We start from the raw sequence: 255 nt of genomic DNA, 5'->3' as shown, positions 1-255 counted from the left end.
GGTGGCGGCTTCGGGACGTGCTTGTCGGAGCCGATGGACTCAACAGCGCGCTCCTCGTAGCTTCTCCCGTGCTTACGGAGCAGTTCGTCGCCGCCGTTCGCGACCCCTTCGCGGTCATGAACGCGGTCGGGCTCGTGGCGTTCGCGTTCGTCGGCGCCTCGAAAGCCGTCCGCGAGGAGTACGACCTGCTCGGGATCGCGATCGTCGGTCTGGCGATGGCGTTCGCCGGCGGGACGACCCGCGACCTGTTGGTCA

1 protein-coding gene is annotated in these 255 nt (G+C 68.2%); it reads left to right on the top strand.

Annotated elements, in window-relative coordinates; translation table 11 throughout:
* Positions 1 to 116 precede the first annotated feature (116 nt).
* A partial coding sequence (locus tag AN233_RS16910) for a TRIC cation channel family protein (protein ID WP_141654140.1) occupies positions 117 to 255 on the top strand: 139 nt, incomplete at its 3' end.

Origin of the sequence: Haloparvum sedimenti, assembly GCF_001462205.1 — an archaeon.
GTDB lineage: Archaea > Halobacteriota > Halobacteria > Halobacteriales > Haloferacaceae > Haloparvum > Haloparvum sedimenti.
Note: the sequence above shows the minus strand (reverse complement) of the source record. Positions and strands in the feature narration are given on the sequence as shown.